The sequence below is a fragment of the Gaetbulibacter sp. NE genome, from assembly GCF_025548475.1.
Taxonomy (GTDB): domain Bacteria; phylum Bacteroidota; class Bacteroidia; order Flavobacteriales; family Flavobacteriaceae; genus Gaetbulibacter_B; species Gaetbulibacter_B jejuensis.
In genome coordinates this window covers 46,883-67,271 of the sequence record NZ_JAOQHY010000010.1, presented here as the reverse complement: position 1 = coordinate 67,271, position 20,389 = coordinate 46,883, and the positions used below count along the sequence as shown (strand labels likewise).

General features: G+C 35.1%; 12 protein-coding genes. 7 read left to right on the top strand and 5 right to left on the bottom strand.

Annotation, left to right across the window (positions count from 1 at the left end):
• Positions 1-143 precede the first annotated feature (143 nt).
• The 3 genes from OD803_RS12035 to OD803_RS12025 all read left to right on the top strand — a co-directional run bounded on the left by OD803_RS12035 (position 144) and on the right by OD803_RS12025 (position 3,557).
• The gene (locus tag OD803_RS12035; protein ID WP_262733584.1) at positions 144-506 is read left to right on the top strand and encodes an endonuclease domain-containing protein; all 363 of its coding nucleotides are present in this window, start codon (positions 144-146) and stop codon (positions 504-506) included.
• A gap of 189 nt (positions 507-695) precedes the next feature.
• Positions 696-3,047: a penicillin-binding protein 1C gene (pbpC, locus tag OD803_RS12030; protein ID WP_262733583.1), complete on the top strand. Its 2,352-nt coding sequence runs from the start codon at positions 696-698 to the stop codon at positions 3,045-3,047.
• Positions 3,048-3,110: 63 nt separating this feature from the next.
• Entirely contained in the window at positions 3,111-3,557 is a 447-nt protein-coding gene (locus OD803_RS12025; RefSeq protein WP_262733582.1) for a hypothetical protein, read from the top strand.
• A 53-nt stretch (positions 3,558-3,610) separates the two neighbouring features.
• On the opposite strand, the gene OD803_RS12020 is transcribed toward OD803_RS12025, so the two are convergent.
• Entirely contained in the window at positions 3,611-4,669 is a 1,059-nt protein-coding gene (locus tag OD803_RS12020) for an endonuclease/exonuclease/phosphatase family protein (protein WP_262733581.1), read from the bottom strand.
• Between the two features lie 138 nt (positions 4,670-4,807).
• On the opposite strand from OD803_RS12020, the gene OD803_RS12015 reads away from it, so the two are divergent.
• The 3 genes from OD803_RS12015 to OD803_RS12005 all read left to right on the top strand — a co-directional run bounded on the left by OD803_RS12015 (position 4,808) and on the right by OD803_RS12005 (position 9,436).
• A complete protein-coding gene (locus OD803_RS12015; protein WP_262733580.1) occupies positions 4,808-7,576 on the top strand; it encodes a TonB-dependent receptor in 2,769 nt (922 codons plus the stop codon).
• A 35-nt stretch (positions 7,577-7,611) separates the two neighbouring features.
• A complete protein-coding gene (locus tag OD803_RS12010; RefSeq protein ID WP_262733579.1) occupies positions 7,612-8,994 on the top strand; it encodes a DUF5689 domain-containing protein in 1,383 nt (460 codons plus the stop codon).
• Between the two features lie 64 nt (positions 8,995-9,058).
• Positions 9,059-9,436, top strand: a complete 378-nt coding sequence (locus OD803_RS12005) for a hypothetical protein (RefSeq protein WP_129760806.1) — start codon at positions 9,059-9,061, stop codon at positions 9,434-9,436.
• Positions 9,437-9,490: 54 nt separating this feature from the next.
• Here the strand turns inward: OD803_RS12005 and OD803_RS12000 are convergent, their stop codons facing one another.
• The 4 genes from OD803_RS12000 to OD803_RS11985 all read right to left on the bottom strand — a co-directional run bounded on the left by OD803_RS12000 (position 9,491) and on the right by OD803_RS11985 (position 19,067).
• The gene (locus OD803_RS12000; RefSeq protein ID WP_262733578.1) at positions 9,491-11,398 is read right to left on the bottom strand and encodes an OmpA family protein; all 1,908 of its coding nucleotides are present in this window, start codon (positions 11,396-11,398) and stop codon (positions 9,491-9,493) included.
• A 20-nt stretch (positions 11,399-11,418) separates the two neighbouring features.
• A complete protein-coding gene (locus OD803_RS11995; protein ID WP_131506506.1) occupies positions 11,419-12,324 on the bottom strand; it encodes a PorP/SprF family type IX secretion system membrane protein in 906 nt (301 codons plus the stop codon).
• Positions 12,325-12,349: 25 nt separating this feature from the next.
• Positions 12,350-17,896, bottom strand: coding sequence for a gliding motility-associated C-terminal domain-containing protein (locus OD803_RS11990; RefSeq protein WP_262733577.1), 5,547 nt, complete (start codon positions 17,894-17,896; stop codon positions 12,350-12,352).
• A gap of 232 nt (positions 17,897-18,128) precedes the next feature.
• The gene (locus OD803_RS11985) at positions 18,129-19,067 is read right to left on the bottom strand and encodes an endonuclease/exonuclease/phosphatase family protein (protein ID WP_262733576.1); all 939 of its coding nucleotides are present in this window, start codon (positions 19,065-19,067) and stop codon (positions 18,129-18,131) included.
• Positions 19,068-19,166: 99 nt separating this feature from the next.
• Between OD803_RS11985 and hflX the strand changes: the two genes are divergently transcribed.
• Positions 19,167-20,387 (top strand): GTPase HflX, encoded by a 1,221-nt coding sequence (hflX, locus tag OD803_RS11980; protein ID WP_129759935.1) that lies wholly within the window; start codon positions 19,167-19,169, stop codon positions 20,385-20,387.
• The last annotated feature ends 2 nt before the right edge of the window (positions 20,388-20,389 follow it).

Genomic DNA, 20,389 nt, shown 5'->3' with positions numbered 1-20,389 from the left:
GGAGAGAGTTGAAAGTAGTAATAATTTGTTAATGATAATTGTAAATTAATAACCGAATAATTTCACTCCTTCCCTTTAAAAGGGAAGGTGGATTTGATTTCAAGAAAGAAATCAAAGTCGGAAGGGTTTAAGGAAAGTACACTATGAAAAACAAAATACACAACCATAAACATTTAGAAGAACGTCGAAAAGAACTTCGAAAAAATCTAACACCTGCTGAAGCTACTTTATGGAAACACCTTCAAAGAAAGCAACTAAAAGGCAGAAAATTCAGAAGGCAACACAGCATCACCAATTTCATTGTGGATTTTTATTGTGCTTCGGAAAAGCTAATCATTGAACTGGATGGTGCATATCATTTAGATTTTGCACAACAAAATTATGATTATGAGCGCACACAAGTTTTAGAAGGATTAGGATTTAAGATAATTCGTTTTGAAAATAAATTGGTGTTTGAAAACCTAACTGAAGTTCTGGAAGAGATAAGTAGTCATTTTAGAGAGTAAGAACCACCTCGCTTTCAATTTCTTTATTGAAATTGAAACCTCTTCTCCTTGCAAAGGAGGAGAGTTAAACAGAGAATAGTACGAGCTAACGAACAAAAAACAAGCTAGCAAGCAACAAACTCCTTCCCTTAAAGGGAAAGTGGCTTTAAACCCAAGTAAGGGTTTAAAGTCGGAAGGGTGAAAAGTTAAATGAACAGAATATTAACCTACATAAAGAACAACAAAATAAAGTCAGCAGTACTTTTTGTATTGCTGATTGCCTACTATTTCTGTTTGCCTAAACAACTTTTCAAAGACCCAACTGCAACAGTTATCACCAGTAAAAACGACGAATTATTAGGCGCTAAAATTGCAAAAGATGGCCAATGGCGATTTCCGCATAACGATAGTATTCCAGAGAAATTCAAAAATTGTATTATTCAGTTTGAAGACGAATATTTCTACAAGCATCCTGGTTTTAATCCAGTTTCCATTTTTAAAGCTTTACGCGAAAATCTAAAATCTGATGGAATAAAACGTGGCGGAAGCACCATTACCCAACAAGTGATTCGTTTATCCAGAAAGGGCAAAAACAGAACCTATTTTGAAAAAGCCATTGAAATCATTCTAGCAACACGCTTGGAGTTGCGAACTTCTAAAGATAAAATTCTCTCTTACTACAGCAGCAATGCACCTTTTGGAGGCAATGTCGTTGGTTTAGATGCTGCTTCGTGGCGTTATTTTAACAGAAATTCGAATGAACTTTCTTGGGCTGAAAGTGCCACTTTAGCTGTTTTACCTAATGCTCCTAGTTTAATTTATCCTGGGAAAAACCAAGAACGTTTACTTAAAAAACGTAACCGTCTTTTAGCAAAATTGCTTCAAAACCAAATTATTGATTCGTTAACTTATAATTTATCCGTTGCCGAAAGTTTGCCAAAAAAACCGTATCCGTTGCCACAAATCGCACCTCATTTGTTGCAAAAAGTGACTCAAAATTATTCTGGTAAACACATAAAAACAACCATCAACACACCATTGCAGCAGCAGGTTAATCGTATTGTAAAAAGACATTACAATGAATTAAGTCAGAATGAAATTTACAATGCTGCAGTTTTGGTTCTAGATGTAAAAACCAGACAGGTTTTGGCTTACGTTGGCAACACGCCTACCGATAAATCCCATCAAAAAGATGTGGATATTATTGATAAACCAAGAAGTACAGGTAGTATTTTAAAACCGTTTTTATATGCTGCAATGCTCGATGCTGGTGATATTTTACCCAACACTTTAGTGGCCGATGTACCCACGCAATTTGGGAGTTACAATCCCGAAAATTACAACAAAACATACGATGGTGCCATACCAGCAAGTAGAGCTTTGTCTCGTTCGCTAAATGTGCCTTCGGTGAGGATGCTTCAGGAGTTTGGGTTGGATCGGTTTCATCATTACTTAAAAACACTTCAGCTAAAAGATTTAAAATACAATGCTAATCATTACGGTTTATCGCTTATTCTTGGTGGTGCCGAAAGTAACCTTTGGGACTTGTGCAAAAGCTACGCGGCATTGTCTTCGACTTTAAATCATTTTTCTGAAACGTCGAGTGAATATTATTCCAACGAATTTTGTGAACCTACATTTTTGGCTTCGGAAACGGTTGACTTCGGAAAAAAAACCAGTGAAAAAACACTGTTTGATGCAGGCTCCATTTATCTCACTTACGAAAGTTTAAAAGAAGTCAACCGACCAGAAGGTGACGAAAGTTGGGAGTTTTTTGATGGCTCAAAACAAATTGCTTGGAAAACAGGAACCAGTTTTGGCTTTCGTGACGCTTGGGCTATTGGTACCACAACAGATTACGTGGTTGGTGTTTGGGTTGGAAATGCCGATGGCGAAGGCAGACCAGGTTTGGTTGGAGTACAAGCAGCTGCTCCTATTTTATTTGACGTGTTTGATGTGTTACCCAACAGCCTATGGTTTGCAAAACCTTTTGATGAAATGCAAGAGGTTACTATCTGTAAAAAAAGTGGTCATAGAGCATCGCCTAATTGTGATGATACCGAAAGCAAATTCATTCAAATTAGCGGATTGAAAACAAAACCTTGTCCGTATCATGTGTTGGTGCATTTGGATAAGACTAAAACGTTTCAAGTGAATTCTTCTTGCGAAAGCACAAGCAATATTACACATAAATCGTGGTTTGTGCTGCCACCTTTGATGGGGTATTATTACAAAACCAAAAATCCGTTTTACAAGACTTTGCCCAAATTTAGAAGTGATTGTTTGGGTGAAAACAGTGTTTCAATGGCATTTATTTACCCAAAGGAAAACAACAGTATTTTTCTGCCAAAAGATTTTGACGGTTCAACCAACGATTTAGTGCTCCAAATTGCACATTCCAAACCTGAAACTACTTTGTTTTGGTATGTTGATGATATTTATATGGGAAGCACGAAAGACATCCACGAACTCGCCATTATCCCCAAACAAGGTAAGCACTTAATTACTGTGGTAGATGAATTTGGTAATGAAGCGAAGCGACATTTTACAATTTCAGAATAAGCTTATGCTTATTGGTGCCATAAAATCGTTATTTTTGTTTTACAAACATTTTATATACTAACTATGTACGATACTATTAAATTTTTACATTCCTATTGGGCTTACTTGGTGCTTTTGGTTTTAATCATAGCTACTGTTAATGCTCTTGTTAAGTTTTTTGGCAACAAAGAATTTCAAGCCTTTGATTTTAGAGTTTCATTATTCACTCTTATTACTTCTCATATACAGCTCTTATTAGGGTTAATATTCTTTTTTGTATCTGATTATATGGCTTTGATTAGTGATATGGGAATGAATAGTATCATGGGAAATGATGATTTACGCTCTAAAATTATTGAGCATCCTTTTGCAATGATTATTGCTGTTGTACTTATTACAATTGGCTATTCTAAACATAAAAAGAAATTAACGTCTAAACCTAAGTTTAAACTTTTGGCTATATTTTATACTATTGCGTTAGCATTTGTATTGTATATGATACCATGGAAAACTTGGTTGGGTATAGCATAAATAAAAAAGCGCAAATAAATATTTGCGCTTTTTTTATTTGAAGAGAATTCTTCTTATTCTTTTACTTCTTTAATGACATAAACGTATACTGGGAAGTGGTCACTAAAGCCATCGGTAAATCCACCATCGGCAAAACTTCTTAATGGATATCCTTTATAACGTCCATATTTATTAGTTAAGTAGTTTTTGTTAAAAATACCTGCTTTGTACATTCTAAATGAATTGTAATCTTTTTCAATTAAAGGTTTAGTAACCAAAATTTGGTCAAATAAACTCCATGCGTCTCTATATGCTGTTGTTCCTAAGCCATCTTTCTTGAAAAAATCTTCATAAGGGTTATAAATTCCTTTAAGTTTTACTTTGTCTTTATTGTTTTCAGCCTTAAGAACCTTTTTTACACTTTCATTGGTAGGATCGTCATTTAAATCGCCCATGATGAATATTTTAGCATAAGGATCGATAGACTGAAGCGAATCTACAATACGCTTACTAAGTTTAGCTGCTGCAACACGCTTTGGTCTACTACGTGCTTCACCTCCACTACGAGAAGGCCAGTGATTAACCACAACATGCACTAACTCGCCATCTAATTCTCCACTCACTAAAAGTTGATCTCTAGTATACACACGTTTTCTACTAATATCATCATAGAGTTTCAACTCGTGAGAACTTGTGCTTATTGGTCTGAATAACTTTTTTTGATACAATAAAGCAACGTCAATTCCTCTAGCATCTGGTGAATGGTAATGAATAATACCATAATCTTTATCTAATAATTGAGGATCGTTAACAACATCTTCAAGTACATCTCTGTTTTCAATTTCAGAAACACCAATAATAGCTGGAGCGTTTCCTGTAACATCTGCACCAATTTCAGAAATTACTCGCGCCATATTTTTAACCTTTTTCTCATAAACCTCTTGTCTGTTAGCGCTCATTTCCATAATTGGACTCGCCTCGTCAAACTTTAATGGGTCATTAATAGTGTCGAATAAATTTTCTAAATTGTAAAAAGCAACTGTGTGAATTTTAAATTTCTTTTTCTCTTGCGCATTAGCGGTAAAAAAAGATGCTACAAGTAGTAATGCAGCACAAATTTTCAAGTATTTCATTTATAGCTATGTTATGTTATCATTAATATGAGTACAAAACTCAGGCCAAAAGTATATATTTATTATAAATAATGTAAATTTGCACGCCTTAAATAATAATTATTTAATGTAGACAAGACAATTAACTTAAAATTTAGTATGAAAAAAAGTTTATTAATTTTTCTATTTGGAATTTTTTCATCTCTTACAATGTATGCTCAAAGCACAATTGTAAAAGGTAGTGTTAAAGATGCAGTAACATCTGAACCAATTCCTGGTGTAACGATTACAATAGAAGAAACACAACAAACAACTACTACAGATGCTCTTGGTGAGTTTACATTTTCTTCAAACGTGCCACTAGGTGAGCAAGTTTTAAGAATTTCAAAAAATGGATATACTACTAAAAGATATCCTATTGTAGTAAATGAAGGAAGAACAGTAAATATTACAGACATGACATTAGATATTGATGTCTCTGACTCTGTTGACTTATTTACTATCACTCTTTCTGACGATGAGTTAAACGATGATACCAGTGCTGCCGACAACATTTCTGGTCTTTTACAATCATCGCAAGACATCTTTCAGCGTACTGCTGCCTTTGAATTTAGTTCTTCTTTCTTTAGAGTAAGAGGTTTAGATTCTGAAAACGGTTCCATATTACTTAATGGAATTGAAATGAACAAAGTTTTTGACGGAAGACCACAATGGAGTAATTGGGGTGGACTTAATGATGTGTTACGTAACCAAGAATTAACTACTGGTTTAACACCTTCTGCTTACAACTTTGGTGGTGTTTTAGGGACTACTAATATTAATTTAAGAGCTTCTAGCTACAGAAAAGGTGCTCGTGTTACGTATTCATCTTCAAATAGAAGTTATACTAACCGTTTAATGGCTAGTTATGCTTCTGGTTTAGTAAAAGGTGGTTGGGCTTACACTTTTATGGTAGGAAGACGTTGGGGAAATGAAGGTTTCCAAGATGCAACACTATATGATGCTAATTCATTTTTTGCTTCTATAGAGAAAAAAATAAATGACAAGCACAGCATAAACTTTACTTCAATTTATGCGCCTAACAGAAGAGGAAAATCTTCTCCTAACACACAAGAAATTTATGACTTAAAAGGAATTAAGTATAATGAATATTGGGGTTATTTAGATGGTGAAAAGCGTAACTCTCGTGTAAAAGAAGTTGAAGAACCAATTTTAATGTTAAACCACTATTGGGATATTAGCAGCAAAACATCTTTAAACACAAATGTTGCTTACCAATTTGGTAAATTAGGAAATAGTAGATTAGATTTCTCAGGTGGAGCTAACCCAAGTCCTGCTTATTACCAAAAACTACCAAGTTACTTTTTAGCAGATAATGATGGTCCTGATTATGCAGGTGCTTATACAGCTGAACAAGAATTTATTAACGATGGTCAGTTAGACTGGAACAGAATTATAGACGCCAACCTTACCAATAATATTAATGGTGATAATGCTGCTTATGTTTTATATGAAGACAGAAGTGACGACAAGCAAATTACAGCTAATACTATTTTAAGTTCTGAGCTTTCTCAAAATATATTATTAAATGCTTCTGTTAATTACAGAAAATTAAAATCAGAAAATTTTGGTGAAATCATTGATGTTTTAGGTTCTACTGTTGGAGCTTTAAACGTAGATGCTTTTGATGGTTATCAATTTGATGCTCAAAACCCTGACCGTAGTGTAGGTGAAGGAGACAAGTTTAGATATAACTACAACTTACATGCCGATATCGTTTCAGGTTATGCTCAAGCGCAATTTAAATACAACAAAGTTGATTTTTATGTTGCTGGTAGTTTAACAAGCACACAATACCAAAGAGAAGGTCTTTGGGAACACAGTAGATTTGCTGGAGACGGTTCATACGGTAAAGGTGAAAAACTATCTTTTACTGGTTTTGGTGCTAAAGGTGGATTTACCTATAAAATTACAGGTAAACACTTATTTGATGTTAACGCTGGTTACATTACAAGAGCACCTTCTTTAAGAAACACGTACTCTAACTCAAGAGAAAACCATAATATCGTAAGAGGTATTGAAGAAGAAAAAGTAACCTCAGTTGATGCAAGTTATATTTTTAGATCTCCAATTGTAAAAGCTAGACTTACAGGTTTCTATTCAAAAATAGAAGATGCTAACGAAGTGTCTTTTTACTATGCTGATGGTTTAAGTGGTTTTGATATTCAGGATAACGAAACTTCTGCTTTTGTTCAAGAAGTATTACAAGGTATAGATAAAAGACATATAGGAGCAGAGTTTGGTATTGAAGCGCAAGTAACACCTACTATTAAGTTAAAAGGTGCTGCTTCAGTAGGACAATACACATACGATAACAATCCTAATTTATACTTAACATCAGCTAGTTTCACTTCAGAAGATGGTTCAATCTCTTACGGAGAAGCTAACTTAAAAGATTATAAAATTGCTGGAGGACCACAACGTGCTGCTTCAATTGGTTTTGAATATCGTGATCCAGACTACTGGTGGTTTGGTGCAACAGCAAACTTTTTCTCAAACGCATACTTAGATATTAATCCATTAACAAGAACTGAAAATTTCTATTTAGATGCTGATGGATTACCATTTAATGACTATGATGAAGCTATTGCTACTGAGTTATTAAAACAAGAAGAATTTGACGATTATATGGTAGTTAACCTTATAGGAGGAAAATCTTGGAAAATTGACGATTACTACATTGGTTTCTTTGCAAGTGTAGGTAACCTATTGGACAAAGAGTACAAAACTGGAGGTTTTGAACAAGGTAGAAACGCTAATTATAGAGAGCTTAGAGACGACACTGCAAACCCAAAAAGAGTGTTTGGACCAAAATATTGGTACGGTCGTGGTACTAACTACTTTGTAAATGTGTATTTTAGATTCTAGAAAAAGAAAAATTAAATAAAATTAATTAACAAATTATGAAAACAAACAAATTATTAACGTACGCATTAAGCTTAATGGTATTATTTACTATTACTTCATGTGTAGAAGATGACGACTTTACTATTCCTAGTAATTTAGGAACTGAAGAAAACTTAGGTCTTCAACGTATTTTAGATTCTGTAGCTATGTCAGACAACTGGTCAATGATGAGTATTGCAGATGTAAAAAACTTATATAATGGAGCACCTACTGCAATAGAATCTAACATTGTTGTAAAAGGTTATGTATCTTCTTCAGATTTAACAGGAAATTTCTATAAAGAGTTTTACATGCAAGATGCACCTGAAAACCCTACAGCAGCAATAGGTATACTTTTAAATCAAGTTGATTCATACAATCAATTTAATAAGGGTAGAGAAGTTTATGTTTCTTTAAATGGATTATACATTGGAGAAAACTCTAATGAACTTTTAAGTATTGGATTAGAAGATGGCGATGAAGTAACTGAAATAACAGCTGCGATGGTACCTGACTATATTTTTAGATCTGATGTTACTGAAACCATTGTTCCTTTAGTTGTAGATCCTTCAGACATTAACTCTTCACACTTAGGAATGTTTGTATCTTTAGAAAACATGCAGTTTTTAAGTGATTTAGAAGGTAGACCATTTGTTGATCCTTATGATGATTTTGATACACAAAGAGCAATGTCTAGTTGTGAATCAGGTTATGAATTTGATGTATTTACTAGCTCATTTGCAAGTTTTTCTGACTTACCTGTTCCAACTGAATTCAGAGGAACTATTTCAGGAGTTGTTTACCAAACTTACGGAGGAGATGAAATAGTATTAAGCCTTAATGATACTAGTGATATTGACTTTAACGATCAACGTTGCGATCCTGTTTTTGAAGAAGGATTTGGTTCGGCAATCGATAATACTGAACTTAATATTGATGGTTGGATTAACTATGCTGAAGCTGGTAGTGTAGTTTGGACTGAGCAAGTATATTCTGGAAACGGTTATGCTGAGCTTAATCCTTATAACTCTGGAGACTCTTCTAATATTGCTTGGTTAATCACTCCAGGAATTGATATGGATGCTCAAACAGGTGAAACATTTACTTTTGCAACTGAGCATGCTTATCCTGATGCAGGTCATGACCCTTTAGAAGTATTAATCTCAACTGATTTTGATGGTACTGAAGATGGAGTAACAACTGCAACTTGGACAACTTTAACAGTAGACAAAAGTTATATTGTAGATTTTGATACATGGTTTACTTGGGTAAGCTCTGGTTCTGTAGACCTTTCTTCTTATACAGGAACTGCTTATATAGCGTTTAGATATACAGGAAGTGATACATCAAACCAAAATATGACATTACATGTTGATAATGTAAAAATATCTGTAGATTAATTAAGCTAGATAACTTATTAAAAACCTGCTAAAATTATTTAGCAGGTTTTTTTATATTTAATAAATGACAACCTTTGATACTTTATTCTTTTCCTTTTTTAATCAAATTAAAAAAAGGTATAAACAGCGTTCAAACACAATTAGTGTTGCCTACATTTCTTTAGTACAATGTTCATTAGTATTGCTTTTAGGTATTTTCTTTTCTGAATTCTTAGCCCAAATGAAAGTAAATACTATGTCATCCTCTAAAGCTTGGACACTTTTTATCTTAGTTTCAATAGCACTTTATTTTAGAAATTGGATGTACTATAGTGGCAAAAAACGAAAAATTCTTAATACTAAAACAAAGAGTAACAATCCTCAATATAGTATTGTCTCATTAATACTTTTACCAATTGTAACCATAGCTATTGCCATACTATTTCTGGTAAAAATCTCATAAAAAAAGCTCTATCTTTTACGATAGAGCTTTTTTTATTTTTTACTTAAAGCAATATTACATAGGTCCACCACTAACGATGATGAAGTCTGACCTTCTGTTCATCTGGTGTTGTTCCTCTGTACATCCTGATCCACAGTCTTCCTTAGGCTCACTCTCTCCTTTGCCTGATCCTGTTATTCTTGATCTGTCTATCCCTTTAGAGACTACATAAGATACTGTTGTCTTTGCTCTCCTGTCCGATAAGGCCATGTTGTATGATGCTGACCCTCTACTATCTGTATGTGACGATACTGAGATAACCATCTCTGGATACTTTTGCATCACCTGTACCAGCTTATCCAACTCAAATGCTGCCTGTGAGGTAATGTTAGACTTGTCAAAATCAAAATAAATTGGGTCTAAGTTTACTCTGTCCACTGCCACTATCTCTTCTATTGGATCTAGTGCTATAGCTACTGCTACTTCTTCTTCCTCTGAGCCTTCTACTGTTACTCTTTTACTCTCATATCCGTCCATAGACACCTCAAGGGCTGAACCTTCTCCGCACTCTACAATGAACTCTACAGTACCGTCTGAGTCGGTTACTTTTGACAATACTTTATTCCCCTTACTATCATACATCGTTACTGATGCTGCGTTAATTGGGTTACCTGTCTTTGAATCGGTTACTGTTCCTGTGATAAGTACATCACATAATGGTTGTAGTTTCTTAATAGCATAAATATCATCGCTTCCTACTCCACCTTCTCTATTTGATGAGACAAAGCCTTCTCCGCTTTCTTCATCTAATCTAAATGCAAAGTCATCAGCATTACTATTGATTGGCACTCCTATGTTTCTAACTGGTGCCATCTTACCATCTATCTCCTTGGTATGGAATACATCTAGGTTTCCTAAGCCCAAGTGACCGTTTGATGAGAAGTACAGCGTTCCGTTACTGCTTATATAAGGGAACATCTCCTGACCTTGGGTGTTTACCTTCTGCCCTAGGTTCTCTGCTTCTCCTAATGTGCCATCGTCGTTGATGCTGGCCTTATAGATATCAAAAAGACCATAGCCACCTGGCATATTAGATGCAAAGTATAATGTCTTTCCGTCTGCGCTTACTGATGGGTTTTTTACCGAGTAGTTCTCACTGTTGATTGCAAAGCCTTCTACATTGCTCCACTTATCCCCTTCTTTAGTTGCTTTGAACAATTGCAGTACACTGTATCTATTTTTGGTGATAGAGTCTTTCTCATACATCTTCTCAAAGAAACTTTCTCTTGAAAAGTACATCGTGTTTCCATCTGGGGAAAATGATACTACTCCTTCATGATACTTTGTGTTTACTTTATCTTCTACTAATGCTGCTGCTAGATAGGTTCCATCTGCATTCTTTGACATTTCATAAATATCTAAAAATGGCTCTTCGTTCCATCCATAGGTTCTACGTGAGGTGTTTCTTGCTGATGTAATGTACAGCTTACCATCTTGTAGCGTTCCTCCAAAGTCAGAATACTTGCTGTTAAAGCCCATGTTCTGGATGTTGAACTTCTTGCCTTTTTCTAATATCTTTGGTAGATAGTCTGGATTCTTCTTATAAGCAATGGCTCTATCATCACTTGGACGCATCTCTGCAAATCTAGCCATTTGTACATTAGACGCTTCGTACTTCCCATTGGCCTTAAGCATTTGAGAATACTTAAAAATCATCTCTGGGTTGTCACTGCTCTCCAGTGCCTTGGCGTACCAGCGTTCTGCTTCCTCTGTATTGAATACATTGTAATAAGACTCGGCTAATTGACCGTATACATAACTGTCGCCTTTTCCGTCTTCTACTAACTTTGAATATTCTTCTGCTGCCTCAACAAACTCAAACCTGTTGAAGTGCTTGTCTGCTCTCTTGGTGTCCTTGTTCTGAGCTGTTACACTTAATCCACTCAGCAAGGTTATCAATAAATATTTTTGTATGTTTTTCATCTTTGGTTTGGCTTGAATGGTTAGAAATATCTTGGTGATCGTGATACCTTCTTAGGGAAGTTAAGGTCAAACAATAACATGAACTCATGCGATGCTGGTGCATACCTCTTTATATCTGAAGTAACACTATCATAAGCATAACCTATACGTAGCGATGGGGTAATCGCAAAATTGATAAGCCCTGAAAATGAATCGTCAAGTCTATAAGAGGCTCCTATCTCGAACTTATCATAAAACAACGCATTTAAGTTTACATCAAAAGAGGTTGGTGCATCAAAGGCTGACTTCACCAAAAATGATGGCTTCAACTTGGTATTTTGTGATAAGTCAAACACGTATCCTCCTGTTATAAAGTAATGGCTAACTTCTGAGCCTAACTCAAAACCATTGGCATCAAGGTGTACCGAATTTAAAATATTAGGTACAGATACTGCCAAATAGTAATGGTCTGTATAATAAAATGCTCCTGCACCTATGTTGGGTGTCACACTATTGATGTTCTCCGAGAAGAAAGGATCGTTAGGGTCCACGACATCAAGACCTGTGAGTCCTATATCATGAAACGTTGCGCCTGCCTTAACACCAAACGCCAAGCGGTGTTCGCCTCCTAATCGAAGTGTATACGAGAAATCTGCATAAGCATTGGTCTCGTTTACTGGACCTATGTTATCTGATATAATCGATAACCCTAATCCTACTTTCTCGCCTACGGGAAGGTGACCAAAGAATGTTCCTGTCTTTGGTGCTCCTTCTAATCCTGTCCACTGCGTACGGTACAGTAAACCAAAACTTAGATTCTCCCTTGAGCCTGCATAAGCTGGGTTAATGACGTTCATATTATACATGTACTGTGTGTACTGTGGATCCTGCTGCCCAAAGACCTGAAAGCCTACGAGCGTTAGTATTAGTATTGTGAGTCTTTTCATGTTCTTAGATTAATTTCGGTTAGTCTTATTTGTTGATGTATACCCAAGCACTACGCTTCTTTGCTCCATTCTCATAGATCATCGTATAGAAGTAAGTACCTACTGGTAACTCATCTCCACTATTGCTCTGTCCATACCACTCATTTGTGTAGTTATCTTTAGAATATACTAATACACCATTACGGTTGAATATCTCTAATCGTGTTACACCATAACTACTTAAATCAAATGTGTCGTTCTGTCCTGGACTTACTCCTGGGGAAATACCCTCTGGTATTACACAACTCTCTAATTCTATAACTGTTTCTGATACTTCGTAAGTACAACTAGAATCGTTATAAGTAATAATTGCTGTATAAAGACCTTGTGTTAAAACAGGTAAGGTTAATCCTGTTTCACCACTAATAAGACCTCCATCTTGATACCATTCAACAGTAACATCTGACTCAGAATACCCTTGAGGGATTAATGCTATTTCTATTGGAACTGTTGCGTTAGGGCAAACCTCATAATCAACATCTGCCGTGTTAAATGTTGCAACAGGAATAGGAAGCACAATTAAATTTACACTAGTAGTAGAGTAGCAATCAAATGCTGAATTGCTTTCAACTCTTACATAAATAGTTTGTGAGTCACTTGTGTAAAGTGAAGAAGTATCTATAGCATTTTGACCTGCTTCAGCATCTGCTTCAGTTTCATGATAAGTAACTGTAAACTCCGTTGGGTCTTGACCATTTAATATATCAGCATCATAAGCTGCTAAATCGAAATCCTCAATACCATCACCTGAATTATCATCACATGCTTCTATATCTATACTTGTTGCTGTTGGTGTTGGTCCTGATATTATTAAATCAAAACTTGTTGTCGCAAAACAGAAAGAAGCATCTGGATTTGCATCTTCTACTCTTACATAAATAGTTTGCGGGTTAGATATGTTAGTGTATGGAGATGTTAAAGCGCCTGTATCAGTTTGAGCATCAGTAAGCGTCAAGTGATACGTTACATTAAATAAACTAGGATCTTGAGCTCCTAATATTCCTGCAGTTTGCATTTCTAAATCAAAGTCTTCGATTTCGTCTCCTGAAGCATCGTCACATGTTACAATATCATCTACAGGGTTAGCAACAGGCTCTAATCCGAAAACAACGGTTACTTGATCTTGAGCTTGTGCATCACATTGATCATCATAAGCAATAACAGTATAAGTACAAGACTCAGTAACTGTTAAAACAGAAGATTCTTCTCCTTCTATTATGAATCCATCACAATACCACTCATATCTATCAGCAAATGGAGAGTCTGCAACTAAATCGTAAGAAGGGAAACCACAGAAACTTTGATCTGGTCCTAAATCTACTTCTATTTCAGCTGTTACGTTACCGTCTCCATCATCTCCTCCATTAGTTTGACTAATTGAGATTGTTCCTGGATCGTCAGAGAAATTAGTAACTAGTAATATGTATATTTCTCCTGTTTGAGCATTATCAATTGTTAAGTTTTCTACTGAAACAAAAGAGTAACTACAATCAACTATATTACCAAATGGGTAAAAGTCAGGGTTACTTGTATTGTTTGGGCAAGAAGGACAATCTTCAAAAGCTATTTCAGTACAAGAATCTGCAACTGATTCAAATGGTCCCCAAAGTACAAAGTCTACATCAATACCATTACCATTATCATCTACTTGAGAAATTTCAATTTCTATTAATCCTGGATCTCCAATTTGAATGATGTTCCATGTAGGGTTTGGTGCAGATCCTAAACATGCAATATCGTTAGGGTCTGGAATTCCTATAATATTTGAAGTTACTAATGCTCCACCTTCTTGACAGAAGTTTTCAGCATTTTCACAGATTATATTTGTTGGAGCATCTTTAATACATAAATCGAAAGTACTTGTTTCTCCTACAGAACCTCCTGAGAATACTCTAATATAGTATGTATTTCCTACAACTAATTCAGGTGTTACACTTGCTGTGTCTGCTGAACAATATAACTCGGTTAAACCGTCACATGTTCCTTCGTAAAGTCCATGATCTAAGTTTGTAGTTCCTCCTGTGATATTTGTAATTGAAATCAGCTGAACTTCGTTTAATGCTGTAAATTGGAACCAAACATCATCGTCTGGGTCACCACCACATTCGCCATCTGGAACTCCAGAAGGTGTTGCTTCTATTATAGTTCCTGCTGTTACTAAATCACATGAATTATCCTCATTTACATTAGCCACTATAGCATTACACGGGTTGTCGTTTTCAGGTGGACAAGCCAATAACTGAATTGGTGAGCTATTAATTACACAATTAACATCATCATCACTACTTACAGTTACCACAACATCAACTAAGAAAGGGAATGGTCCAATTTGGTAAACTCCTTCTGAAGGCACTGAAACAGTTGTTGCATCAATGTTATTACTAATAGTTAATGAGTTAGCGTCTCCTAAAGATGTTACGTTAACATCAATTAAAAACTGATCACCATTATCACAATCATCAACTACTTGATAGGTTGCTTGAGGATTTATACATGTTGCACAAGCAACTGTTACATCAAATGGTGTGTAACCATTGTTCTCACAACTTACTGAACCATCTGAGTTAATGTACCATGATATTGTGTCTCCAGAAGATTGGAATGTCAATCCTGCTGGGTTTGGTGTATTTTGGTTGTATAGTATTGTTCCATCTGAATCTATAACAACTAACTCGTCACAACAACCTTCCATTTGACCATCATTTATTGTAAGGTTAAGAGGTAGTCCATTTGAACTTGTATAAGTAAATGTTGCTACTGATGGATCATCGTCTATATTATTAAAGTAACAGAATGTTGTGTTTACTGGCCCTAAGTCGCAGTCAACAATATTATCTAGACAATATTCTTCTGTTAAACTAGCACTTACCAATGTACAGTTAGCATCATCATCGTTTGCTGCTGTCATTATTACTGGTGTACCGTGTGCATATGGACCAAAAGTATAAACTCCTACAGCATCAACTGTTTGTGGTGTACTGCCTTGGTCGTCACTAATTGTAATTGTTCCTGCCGAACCTAAACTAGTTAAATCAACTTCTACTAAAAATTGATTTCCATTAGCACAATCGCTAACCGTTGAAAAAGTAGCTTCTGGATTTTCACAAGTTGCACAAGCAACTGTAACATCAAATGGTGTATAACCATTGCTTTCGCAACTTACTGAGACATCTGAATTAACATACCATGATATTGTATCTCCAGAAGATTGGAATGTCAATCCTGCTGGGTTTGGTGTATTTTGGTTGTATAGTATTGTCCCATCTGAATCTATTACAACTAATTCATCACAACAACCTTCCATTTGACCTGCATTTATCGTCAGGTTCAATTGGCTACCATCTGTACTTGTATAACTAAAAGTTGCTACTGATGGATCATCGTCTATATTATTAAAGTAACAGAATGTTGTATTTACTGGTCCTACTGCACAATCTACGATATTGTCTAAACAATAGTTCTCAGTTAAACTAGCACTTACCAATGTACAGTTTGAATCATCATCGTTTGCTGCTGTCATTATTACTGGTGTACCATGAGCATATGGACCAAAAGTATAAACTCCTACAGCATCAACTGTTTGTGGTGTACTGCCTTGGTCGTCACTAATTGTAATTGTTCCTGCCGAACCTAAACTAGTTAAATCAACTTCTACTAAAAATTGATTTCCATTAGCACAATCGCTAACCGTTGAAAAAGTAGCTTCTGGATTTTCACAAGTTGCACAAGCAACTGTAACATCAAATGGTGTATAACCATTGCTTTCGCAACTTACTGAGACATCTGAATTAACATACCATGATATTGTATCTCCAGAAGATTGGAATGTCAATCCTGCTGGGTTTGGTGTATTTTGGTTGTATAGTATTGTCCCATCTGAATCTATTACAACTAATTCATCACAACAACCTTCCATTTGACCTGCATTTATCGTCAGGTTCAATTGGCTACCATCTGTACTTGTATAACTAAAAGTTGCTACTGATGGATCATCGTCTATATTATTAAAGTAACAGAATGTTGTATTTACTGGTCCTACTGCACAATCTACGATATTGTCTAAACAATAGTTCTCAGTTAAACTAGCACTTACCAATGTACAGTTTGAATCATCATCGTTTGCTACTGTCATGATAACTGGTGTACCGTGTGCATATGGACCAAAAGTATAAACTCCTACAGCATCAACTGTTTGTGGTGTACTACCTTGATCGTCACTAATTGTAATTGTTCCTGCTGAACCTAAACTAGTTAAATCAACTTCTACTAAAAATTGATCACCATTAGCACAATCGCTAACCGTTGAAAATATTGCCTCAGCGTCTACACAAGTGTTTTCAGTAATTGTTAATGTATATGGTGTACTTTGAGGCGATGGCCATGTTGAAATTACTATATAATAGGTTGTTCCACTTGTAACAGTGTAATTATCTATCAGCATATCTCCTCCGGCAAATCCATTTACAGCTCCTGTTTCACATTGCGAACCTATATTAGCACAATCTGTATATACAAAGATACCTGTGTAAGTGCCTACACCTGATAATGCAATATCAATTGAAGTATCAACTGCTGGTGTATATGAATACACAACATCATCTCCTCCTAAATATCCTGAAGTTGAACCACAGTTAGCTCCTGGTCCTCCAGTGTAATCATCTCCATAATTAGAAGTATCATCTGTTGTTACATAAGGTAATGGTGTGGTTACCATTATTGGGTTGTTACAAATAGAACCTGCTGGTGGCTCTTCTCTAGTTGTAAAACTTAACTCAGCACATCCTTGAGCATCTCCATTAGAATTATATGGTGTTACATTAACAAAATACTCAGTACTATAAGCTAACGGAGTGCTTGGTGTATAAGTTAACACATTGCCTAAATCTAGGTCATTTACAATATCGACACCTCCTGTAGATGTTCCTATAGAAATTCTATATCCTGTTGCTCCACCAGTAGCTTGAGTCCAATTGATAGCTGTATCTTCAAGTACATCAATCGAATCGTCAACTGGAGTGGTAAAAGTAGAACAAGATGGAGGGTCAACTAATTCTACAGCATTAAACGCTGTAACATCAAAATCTAAGTCATTTGGTGATCCCCATTGCCCAATTGCAATGTAAACGGTTTCACCTGCTCCAACATTTGCTAAAACTGTCTGAGACACATTACCTGTTGTTGAACTTGCAGATGCTAAACACCCTTCTAGAGCAGTACCGTTACAATCAGAAAAGATCCCAATACCATTCCAACCATTTCTGGTAAAAATAGTCATAGATATTTCTTCATCGTTAGCTCCAGCGGTATACCCAAAAAGGTACACATCGTCATCCCAGTAGAATGCATTTGAAGTACATGAATCTGGATTTGGGTCATTCCAATCTTCAATTCCAGCTGTTCCTGGTGTAGTTATCCCGTCAGCTGTATAACCATCGGTTATCATAATAGGGGAATCGCAGCTAAATTGCGCTATTGATGTTTGGCAAAATGCCAACAAAAAGCTTAAACTTAGCCAAATAGTAATTTTTTTCATTTGGTTTTAGCAGTTAATAATTGAACAAATTATTTTATATAATCTCAAGATATTGATTGTTAATACCTTAATACTATGTTTATAAAAATTAATCTGGGGTTATAAACAATCATAGTATTTAAGCAATACCTGATAAGCTACCGAAGATAAAAAAAAAGTATCTTAACAACCCATTAACATTATGATAATAGATTAAATGCATTTATCTCCGATAAAATGATTAAGCACTTTTTTAATCTGTTTTTCTTAACTCAATAAATACTGGAAAATGATCACTAAATCCGCCTTTGTATTTTTTTCCAACAAAAGTTCTGTAAGGCTGACCTTTATACTTACCATTATATTGTGTTAAAAATTTTGAGTCAAAAATATTGGCGTCAGAAAATTTTAATGTATTTGGTTTAGTCTCAAGAAAATTTATCGATACCATTATTTGGTCAAAAACATTCCAATTAAAATCATGATTAAGACTTCCTTTGTCAATGCTTCTTAAATTTTGCATTGGATTATAAAGGTTTGCACCTGCCACTAACTCTTCAACACTATCATCATTTGGGTTGTCATTAAAATCGCCCATAACAATAATTTTTGAATTAGGATTCTCTTGTTTTAAACGGTTAACAACTTCAATATTCTTTTGAGCAGCCAACACTCTTTTATATGATGATGCTTCTTCACCTTCTCTTCTTGATGGCCAATGGTTAACTATAATATGTATTTCTTCTTCTCCCAACATACCAGAAACCAAAAGAACATCTCTAGTGAAATCTATTTCACCATCTTCATCTGTGATGAAAACATTGAAGGTTTCTGAAGAGTTTACAGTAAATACATCCTTATTATATATAAGAGCAACATCTATTCCTCGTTCATCAAGTGAATTATAATGCACATAATCATAATTAATGGATTGCAAATCTTTACTCGCAAGCAAATCTTTTAATACACGTTTATTTTCAACCTCAGCTAAACCAACAATTGCTGGAGGTGTAGTATTCTCATCAGTTCCAATCTGTGAAATTACCGATCCAATTTTGTAAATTTTCCTATCGTATTTTTTTTGAGTCCATCTTTTATCCGAAGTTGGTAAAAAATCATCATCATTAGTAAATGGATCATTATGAATGTCGAATAAATTTTCAATATTATAAAACGCTATCGTGTATTGCATTGAATGTGGTTTTGCTTAAAAGAATAGACTAAAGGAAGCTCTAAAAATAAGAAAATTAAACTGCAAACAATTGTGTAACTTTGTGCTTTAAATTAATATATGCTAGAAAAAAAGGACATAACGTTAGAAAAAGCAGTTTTAATAGGTGTAATTACTAAAGAACAAGACGAATCGAAATCCAAAGAGTATCTCGATGAGCTTGAGTTTTTAACCTATACTGCTGGTGGCGAAGTGGTAAAACGTTTTACCCAAAAAATGGATATGCCAAACCCAAAAACTTTTATTGGGTCTGGTAAAATGAATGACGTACAAGAATTTATTAATGAAAATGAAATTGGTACCGCAATTTTTGATGACGAATTATCTCCAGCCCAAGAGCGCAACATAAGTAAAATACTTAACTGCAAGGTCTTGGACAGAACCAATTTAATTCTCGATATTTTTGCACAACGTGCACAAACCAGTTATGCAAGAACACAGGTTGAGCTTGCTCAATGCGAGTATTTGCTACCTAGACTTAAAGGAATGTGGACTCACCTTGAGAGACAAAAAGGAGGAATTGGTATGCGTGGTCCTGGTGAAACCGAAATAGAAACTGACCGACGTATTGTACGTGATAAAATTGCGTTGCTTAAAGCCAAGATAAAAACCATTGACAAACAAATGTCTGTACAACGAGGTAACAGAGGTCAAATGGTTAGAGTTGCACTTGTAGGTTACACCAATGTTGGAAAATCTACCTTAATGAATGTTGTAAGTAAAAGTGAAGTATTTGCCGAAAATAAACTGTTTGCAACGCTAGACACTACTGTAAGAAAAGTAGTTATTCAAAACCTTCCGTTTTTAATGACAGACACAGTAGGATTCATTAGAAAACTACCAACTCAATTAGTTGAAAGTTTTAAAAGTACTTTAGATGAAGTTCGAGAAGCTGATTTATTACTTCATGTGGTCGATATTTCGCATCCTAATTTTGAAGAGCATATTGAATCGGTTAATAAAATATTAGATGAAATTCATAGCTCTGACAAACCTACTATAATGGTGTTTAATAAAATTGATGCCTATGAAGCCGAACCATTTGATGAAGACGATTTAATGGAAGAACGTACCAAAGCACATTACTCTCTTGAAGAGTGGAGAACCACTTGGATGAATAAAATAGGTGATTATGCTTTGTTTATTTCTGCATTGAATAAAGAGAACCTAGAAGACTTTAGAAAACGTGTTTATGATGAAGTTAGAAAAATTCATATCACACGCTTCCCTTACAATCACTTTTTGTATCCAGATTATTCCAACGAAGATTTCGAATCATAAAA

Excerpts from the sequence above, each read along its gene's own strand:
- OD803_RS12000 (WP_262733578.1), bottom strand. The coding sequence starts at position 11,398 with ATGAAAAACATACAAAAATATTTATTGATAACCTTGCTGAGTGGATTA.
- pbpC (WP_262733583.1), top strand. The coding sequence starts at position 696 with ATGAACAGAATATTAACCTACATAAAGAACAACAAAATAAAGTCAGCA.
- OD803_RS12020 (WP_262733581.1), bottom strand. The coding sequence starts at position 4,669 with ATGAAATACTTGAAAATTTGTGCTGCATTACTACTTGTAGCATCTTTT.
- OD803_RS12005 (WP_129760806.1), top strand. The coding sequence starts at position 9,059 with ATGACAACCTTTGATACTTTATTCTTTTCCTTTTTTAATCAAATTAAA.
- OD803_RS11990 (WP_262733577.1), bottom strand. The coding sequence starts at position 17,896 with ATGAAAAAAATTACTATTTGGCTAAGTTTAAGCTTTTTGTTGGCATTT.
- OD803_RS12025 (WP_262733582.1), top strand. The coding sequence starts at position 3,111 with ATGTACGATACTATTAAATTTTTACATTCCTATTGGGCTTACTTGGTG.
- OD803_RS11995 (WP_131506506.1), bottom strand. The coding sequence starts at position 12,324 with ATGAAAAGACTCACAATACTAATACTAACGCTCGTAGGCTTTCAGGTC.
- hflX (WP_129759935.1), top strand. The coding sequence starts at position 19,167 with ATGCTAGAAAAAAAGGACATAACGTTAGAAAAAGCAGTTTTAATAGGT.
- OD803_RS12010 (WP_262733579.1), top strand. The coding sequence starts at position 7,612 with ATGAAAACAAACAAATTATTAACGTACGCATTAAGCTTAATGGTATTA.
- OD803_RS12015 (WP_262733580.1), top strand. The coding sequence starts at position 4,808 with ATGAAAAAAAGTTTATTAATTTTTCTATTTGGAATTTTTTCATCTCTT.
- OD803_RS12035 (WP_262733584.1), top strand. The coding sequence starts at position 144 with ATGAAAAACAAAATACACAACCATAAACATTTAGAAGAACGTCGAAAA.
- OD803_RS11985 (WP_262733576.1), bottom strand. The coding sequence starts at position 19,067 with ATGCAATACACGATAGCGTTTTATAATATTGAAAATTTATTCGACATT.